The 6,809-nt window shown below is 51.9% G+C and carries 9 protein-coding genes; 4 read left to right on the forward strand and 5 right to left on the reverse strand.

The genetic code is table 11. The features are described 5' to 3' along the window. Positions 1-5 precede the first annotated feature (5 nt). The 4 genes from INF37_RS15115 to INF37_RS15905 are packed head-to-tail and all read left to right on the forward strand — an operon-like array spanning position 6 to position 3,697. The gene (locus tag INF37_RS15115; RefSeq protein ID WP_193539307.1) at positions 6-887 is read left to right on the forward strand and encodes an FAD binding domain-containing protein; all 882 of its coding nucleotides are present in this window, start codon (positions 6-8) and stop codon (positions 885-887) included. 14 nt (positions 888-901) lie between these two features. Then, the gene (locus INF37_RS15120; protein WP_101693336.1) at positions 902-1,402 is read left to right on the forward strand and encodes a (2Fe-2S)-binding protein; all 501 of its coding nucleotides are present in this window, start codon (positions 902-904) and stop codon (positions 1,400-1,402) included. Further along, on the forward strand, positions 1,395-2,696 hold the full coding sequence (locus INF37_RS15900; protein ID WP_193539309.1) for a xanthine dehydrogenase family protein molybdopterin-binding subunit: 1,302 nt from the start codon (positions 1,395-1,397) through the stop codon (positions 2,694-2,696). Before INF37_RS15120 ends, INF37_RS15900 begins: the two co-directional genes overlap by 8 nt. Beyond that, a complete protein-coding gene (locus INF37_RS15905) occupies positions 2,693-3,697 on the forward strand; it encodes a xanthine dehydrogenase family protein molybdopterin-binding subunit (RefSeq protein ID WP_193539311.1) in 1,005 nt (334 codons plus the stop codon). The genes INF37_RS15900 and INF37_RS15905 overlap by 4 nt, the downstream gene beginning before the upstream one ends. A gap of 130 nt (positions 3,698-3,827) precedes the next feature. Here the strand turns inward: INF37_RS15905 and INF37_RS15135 are convergent, their stop codons facing one another. From INF37_RS15135 to INF37_RS15155, 5 genes are all read right to left on the reverse strand, one after another. Beyond that, positions 3,828-4,127 carry a UxaA family hydrolase gene (locus INF37_RS15135; protein WP_235964376.1) on the reverse strand — a complete coding sequence of 100 codons (300 nt, stop codon included), beginning with the start codon at positions 4,125-4,127 and terminating at the stop codon, positions 3,828-3,830. Continuing rightward, positions 4,124-4,552: a UxaA family hydrolase gene (locus INF37_RS15140; RefSeq protein WP_193539315.1), complete on the reverse strand. Its 429-nt coding sequence runs from the start codon at positions 4,550-4,552 to the stop codon at positions 4,124-4,126. Before INF37_RS15140 ends, INF37_RS15135 begins: the two co-directional genes overlap by 4 nt. Positions 4,553-4,999: 447 nt before the next feature. Next, positions 5,000-5,308, reverse strand: a complete 309-nt coding sequence (locus INF37_RS15145) for a hypothetical protein (RefSeq protein WP_193539317.1) — start codon at positions 5,306-5,308, stop codon at positions 5,000-5,002. 515 nt (positions 5,309-5,823) lie between these two features. Continuing rightward, a complete protein-coding gene (locus INF37_RS15150; protein WP_193539319.1) occupies positions 5,824-6,132 on the reverse strand; it encodes a hypothetical protein in 309 nt (102 codons plus the stop codon). 1 nt (position 6,133) lies between these two features. Continuing rightward, positions 6,134-6,616 carry a DUF6883 domain-containing protein gene (locus INF37_RS15155; RefSeq protein ID WP_235964378.1) on the reverse strand — a complete coding sequence of 161 codons (483 nt, stop codon included), beginning with the start codon at positions 6,614-6,616 and terminating at the stop codon, positions 6,134-6,136. Between the last annotated feature and the right edge of the window lie 193 nt (positions 6,617-6,809).

Below are 6,809 nucleotides of genomic sequence, written 5' to 3' on the forward strand. Positions count from 1 at the left end.
ATGCCATGAGAGAATACCGGTTCTTTGCACCGGATGACTTCCAGGCCCTCTTTGAAACGGTGTCCGCCCAGCAGGGAGCTCAGATCAAGTTCCTGGCTGGCGGCACCGACCTGGTACCCCGGATCAATATGGAGCGGGATCAGATCCCCTATGAGGAGAAGCTGCCCATGGCCCTGATCTCCCTGGCCAAACTTGGGCTGGGCGGTATCCGGGAGGAGGGAGAGGCCATCTGCATTGGTGCCATGACCACCATCACTCAGATCCAGGACAGCACTCTGCTGCGGGATAAAATCCCTGTGCTGTGCCAGGCTGCCGACCTCATGGCTGGCTTTGCAGTGCGCAATACAGCCACCTTGGGAGGGAACATCATGAATGCCTCTCCGGCGGCGGATACTTTACCCGCTCTGTTGGTGCTGGGTGCCCAGCTCACCCTTCAGGGCTCGTCCGGTGAGCGGAAGGTGCCCCTGGCCGAGTTCTTTACCGGCCCGGGCAAAACGGTGGCAGCGGCGGATGAGGTTCTCACCCAGATTACGGTCTTTCCAGGTACGGGCCATGCTAATTTCCAAAAGCTGGGGCGCCGGGCGGCCGAAACGCTCTCTGTGGTCAATGCTGCGGCCTACATTGAACAGTCGGGCGGCGTGTGTACCGCTGCACGGATTGCCGTGGGCAGTGCTGCCCCTACCGTCAAACTGTGTGAGGCGGCGGCCCAGGCCTTGGTGGGGAAGCCCTTGGACGATGCAGCTGTGGAAAGGGCGGCTGGATTGGTCAACCAAGCGCTCTCGCCCATTGATGACATCCGCTCTACCGCCTGGTATCGGATGGAGACCGCGCCGGTGTTGGTTCGGCGGGCTATCCTGGCCGCCGCCGGCATGGCCGATCAGGCATAAGGGAGGAAACGGACATGAAACAGATGGTATCCTTTGTGTTGAACGGCATCCCCGTGGAGGTGGCGGTAAAGCCTGAAGCCACTCTGCTGGAGATGCTCCGGGACGAGATCGGCCTGACCAGCCCCAAGTGCGGCTGTAACCATGGGGACTGCGGCGCCTGCACGGTCCATCTGGACAACCAAGCGGTAAAGAGCTGCCTGGTTCTGGCCATGACAGTCCAGGGCCGTGAAGTAGTTACTTTGGACGGCATCACCCCCAGCCAGGGGCTCCACCCGATCCAGCAGGCTTTCTATGAAAAAGGCGCTCCCCAGTGCGGATACTGCACACCCGGCATGGTGATGGCCGCCGATGCCTTCCTGCATCGCAATCCCCATCCCACGCTGGAGGAAATCAAGGAGGCACTGAGCGGCAACCTGTGTCGCTGCGGCTCCTATGAGAAATACGCCCAGGCGGTGCTGGCTGTGGCAAATGGCGAGTACGGTCCGCTGCCCGAAGGGAGGGAGCAGGATGTTTAATGCCATCGGTAAGCCTATCCCACGGTATGACGGCCTGGGCCATGTAACTGGCCGCACGATCTATGTCAGCGACGTGACCATGCCCGGCACGCTGACCTGCAAGGTATTGCGCTGCCCCTATTACCGTGCCCGCATTGTCTCGCTGGATGTGACCCAGGCGAAACGGATGCCCGGGGTGTACGGGGTCATCACGCGGGAGGACGTGCCCTACAACCGTTTTGCCATGGTACCTGACAACCATGTGCTGGCCGAGGAGATCACCCGCTATCGGGGGCAGCCGGTGGCAGCAGTGGCAGCAGTGAGCAAGGAAGCTGCCTTGGATGCCCTGGCCAAGATTAAGGTAGAGTACGAGGAGCTAGAACCTGTCTTTGACCCGGAGAAGGCCATGGAGCCTGATGCCCCCCAGATCCGGCCGGAAGGCAATGTTCACCTCTTTGACGGGACCTCGCCGGTGCGGCGTGTCCGCCGGGGAGATATTGAGAAGGGCTTTGCCGAAGCCGATGTCATTGTGGAGGGGCGCTACACCACGCCATGCGAGGAGCATGCCCCGCTGGAGTGCTGCTCCACACTGGCCTATGTAGACGAAAGCGGTAAGCTGGTGCTCTACAGCAAGACACAGGGCGTTTACTTTGTCATGGGCGACCTGGCTAATGTGTTTCAGCTTCCCATGAATAAGCTGAAGTTCATTGGCAATACCATTGGTGGTAGCTTCGGATCGGGCAACAGTGTGGCCACTGACCATATTGCTGGCCTGCTGGCCCTCAAGACGGGCAAACCGGTGCGCTACACGCTCACACGGGCCGAGGAGATGATGTTCACCACGATTTCCACCCCCTGGATTTTCAAGATCAAGGACGGTGTGCGCAGGGATGGAAAGATCACTGCCCGGCATGTGGAGGTTATCCACGACTGCGGAGCCTTTACCGAACTGGGCCTTTATGCCGCCGAGAAGAATGCAAACCTGGTGGCGGGAGCGAACCTGATTGAGAACCTGGCAGTAGACACCCATATGGTGTTTACCAACAAGCTGCCCAGCGGATCCCGCCGGGGATTCGGAGTCAATGTGGGCCAGTTTGCCGAGCAGGTTCAACTGGATCGGGACGCCCGTGCAGTAGGAATATCTCCCATGGCTATCCGGTTTATCAATGCCTTCCACGAGGATGACATCAGCCATGTGGGCAACCGGCTGCGGGCAGTGTCCACCATAGAGACGCTCCAAGGGGTAGCTGACCTGGCGGGCATCTCTCTGGAAGAGCAGTACCGGACGATGAGCTCTAAGGAGGTGGAAAAATGATTCGGACAGGACGGGGGATCTCCACCATCTACTATCCCTCTGGATTCAATGGGGGCAGAGATCCGGATCTGGTCTCCCTGCGGATCAAGCCCGACGGCACCATCGACGTGTCGAATGCCTCCTGTGAGATGGGGCAGGGTCTCAAAAATGTAGTGGTCCAGATTACCGCTGAGCGGCTGGAAATTGAGCCCGGGCAAATTAATTTTGATAATACGAACTCCGATACCGCCGCCTTCAGCATGGATACGGCAGGTACCCGCTCTACCGTCATCGTGGGAAATGCCATCCTGGCGGCTGCCGACGATCTGATAGGAAAGCTTAAGACTTTCGTGGGGGAGAAGCTGGGCGTGCCTGCTGCGGAGATGTCCTATGAGAAGGGCCGGACGTTTATCACCACCCAGCCGGAAAAGGGAATGACTCTGGCGGAGATAGGGGCGGCCAGCAACTATGGCGGGGTATTTCTCATGGGGACCGGGGGATACCTTCCCGAGCCCGCCCCGCCGCGTGATCCGGAGACAGGAGCTACTCTGCCCAGTAAAATCATGGCCTACGGCTCCTGCGTGGCCGATGTGGAGGTGGATGACGAGACCGGGGTGGTACGGGTAATCAACCTGTACAACTGTTATGACATGGGCACGGTGATCAATCCTCTCCAGGCCGAGGCCCAGGCTGACGGAGGCAATATCCAGGGAATTGGTATGGCGCTCTTTGAGGATTTGGCCCCCCGTTTCCCGGAGCGTATGGAGCCCTATGCTGACAGCTTTACCGACTATATTATCCCTACTTTTATGGATATGCCCCAGCATAGTGCCACCTCTTTTTATGAGAACTACGACCCCAATGGTCCTTATGGAGCAAAGGGCTGCGGCGAGATGGTGGTAGACACCCAGTCCCCGGCCATCGTCAATGCCATCTATGACGCAGTTGGGGTGGTGGTGGACAGCCTTCCTGCCACCCCGGAGAAGGTGCTGCGTTTGATTAAGGAGAAAAAGTCCAAATAATTTCCATCTTGCCCGGATGATACACCCCAGGACAGATGCCTTCTGCGGAAGACGTCGTTCTGGGGTGTATTGCTGTCCATATTAGGGATAGGGATAAGGTGTCTGCTTATATGTTTAGAAAATAGAAAATTTAGAAGGAGCGGGAGAATGCATACATTCCCCCAATACCACCCTGAAGATTCTGTTCAGCAGCAGTCTCTTGGCCGTTTACAACTGCCTGGATGAGAGAGATGATCTGTTCGCCAACCTCTTCCAGCGTTTTTCCCTCCGGAATTTCACCAGCGTTAATATCCATATCCCCGGGCATCGCATGGAAAACCTTGCTGTTGCTTGCCACTTTTACTACGGGACAGCATGGATGGCCAATCGGAGTTCCACGGCCGGTACGAAAGATACAGATCTGAGCACCACCCGCTACCAGGCTGGTCATGGACTCTGTGTCAAAACCTGGCCCATCCATAATCGATAGACCGGAACAACAGGGGATTTTTCGCCCAGATCGATCAAATCACAGATTTCACGGCAAATTTCGCTGTTTGCCGGATTGGCCGTGATGTCTGAGAGAGCATCTAACCCGCCACATTCCAGCCCAACTGTCAGCTTGGAAAAGGGGACTGCCTGGCGCTCCAGCTGTGCGGTCGTTTGAACCATGGTGCAGGCAAAGGCTGCGGTCTTTTCTGCGTTTTTTGCTGCCGCTATCTTCTTTGAATCGCCGCGGCGAATACTGTATTTCAGGCGCGTGGTATGGGGAAACGGGCACTGTGTTTTGCAATTCTGCGGAAAATTGTGTTGGAGATTCCTGCTTTGTTTGTTTGGAACCTGTTTTGGCCTCTTTTTGGTCTGGTCTATGCCCAACTTACAGCAGAGGTTATCCTGGCGGCAGTGGCGATTGTTACCTTGTCCCGCCTGAGTCGGGAGCTGGAGTTAAAATTTCGTGCGGACGAAGGGAGTTCTTCCAAACAGAAGAATGGGGTGCGCATTTGATATTTTTTCCATTCCAATTTGCTATCAATGCGGAAAGATAAGATCTGGATGACATGCACAGCAGGATATGTTTTATAAACTTTGAACGGACGCTCTATTGGGAGCGTCCGTTCAAAGTTTAATTGCAATGTTTGGATAGGATAGAGATAGAATATTTTATACCAATTGGGTCTTTACAACCATCACAGAACAATTTAAAAAATAAAAAATCGGAGTATCCCGAAAAATACTCCGAGTGGTCGGAGTGTAATTATAGGACTTGGAAAAATCCAGTCATATCAATGGTTTTAGCGTAGCAAGCAAGAGGTTTTTATCCCATTAGATACGATAATTAGAAAGATCATCCAGCTTTTTGGCAAATGTTTTTACCTGATCGGCTTCTTTTTCAAATTGCGCCTTGATTTGCTCGTTCATGCGTGCATCAAGGATTTTCACCACTTTCATATCTTCTTCCCTGACGGGAATTGTAGCAATATCATTTTTTTCACCGCACTGAGGAAAATTAACCAACCAATATCCGTTGATGTTTTCTGGTTCAGTGATCCACCCTTGCATACCTTTATGAACGCCATCTCTTGTGTACTTTTCCTTTTCGACGATAACTTCTACATTGTCCATGTATGTCATATTATTTACCTCCGTATGGCGTATTCAGTTTTATCTGCCCGTTGGGTTTTACCATCCAACCTGTGACAAAAGAAACATCGCCAAAGCCATCTTTCTTTGGAATAGTTACTCTGATATTGATTCTTAGTCCAAACATATTTAGCTTTCCGAGCTCATATTGCCCAGAGATATAACGTTCCCTCGCTTGCCGTTCTATCTCTGCTTGCAGCCATCCAGTATCAAGCACTCTTCACAGTGGGTTTCGCCCTCTGAATGGTGCGTCCATTTGACCCAGCTTGGTAGTCCTGCACCCTTTTGTATTGTACCGAAACATCGTTTATAGTACAACATTCTTCACAAATAAGGGGAAATAAGCAAAAAGTTGCACATTTCCGTACAAATATCACAGAACAATTTGGAAAATAAAAATCGGAGTACCCCGAAGGATACTCCGATGGTCCGAGTGTAATTATAGGACTTGGGAAAATCCGGCCATATCAATGGTTTTAGCATAGTAAGCAAGAGGTTTTATCTCATTAGATACGATAATCAGAAGGATCATCCGGCATTTCGACAAATGATTTTGTCTGATCGGCTTCTTTTTCAAATTGCGCCTTGATTTGCTCGTTCACGCACGCATCAAGGATTCGTACGACTTCCAAATCTTCTTCTTTGATGCTGATTTCGGCAATATCATCCTTCTCGCCGCATTGTGGAAAATTGACCAGCCAATAGCCTTTGACGCATTTGGGATAGCAAATCCATCCATACATACCTTTATGAACGCCATCTCGTGAATAGGTTTCTTTTTCAACGGTAACTCTTACATTATCCATTTCTTGCATATTATTTACCTCCGTAGGGTGTTGTCATCCTCAATTTTCCGCCGGGCTCCACCATCCAACCGGTAATGAAGGAAACCTCTCCAGTTCCATCTCTTCTTGGAATGATAACACGAATACTAATTCTTTGACCGTTCCAGTTTAATTTACCAAGGGTATATTTGCCTGCGATATATCGTTCCTCCGCCTGCCGCTCTATCTCTGCTTGTAGCCATCTTGCATCCTCGACAGTATATCCCCATTCTTTGAAGAGCTTTTCTTTATTGTGTGTTTGCAGGCCGGTTGTGTTAAACAAATATGGATCAAATTTTCTATAGTCACTGTATGCGGATGTATTTATCAGGACTACAGCATAGTCAACTGGCTCTAAAGTACAGTGGCAGAATGGGTGATGCGGACAAGGTGGTGCTTTTTCTTTCTGAAACCAACAACCATCTAATTTCAAACATTCTTCACAGTGAGTTTTGCCTTCTGAATGATTGTCCATTTGACCCAACTTGGTAGTCCGGCACCCTTTTGTATTGTACCGAAACATTGCTTATAGTACAACAGTGGTCAGGTAGAATAAGTTTCGCAAAAACAAAAAAAGACATGGTTTGCAGATCTCTGGTAGAATGAAGTTGCGACACCACCATTCGAAAGGAGACAGCAAACCATGTCCGAGAAGATTGTACAGCTAA

Source organism: Pseudoflavonifractor gallinarum (assembly GCF_014982855.1).
Classification (GTDB): domain Bacteria; phylum Bacillota; class Clostridia; order Oscillospirales; family Oscillospiraceae; genus Pseudoflavonifractor_A; species Pseudoflavonifractor_A gallinarum.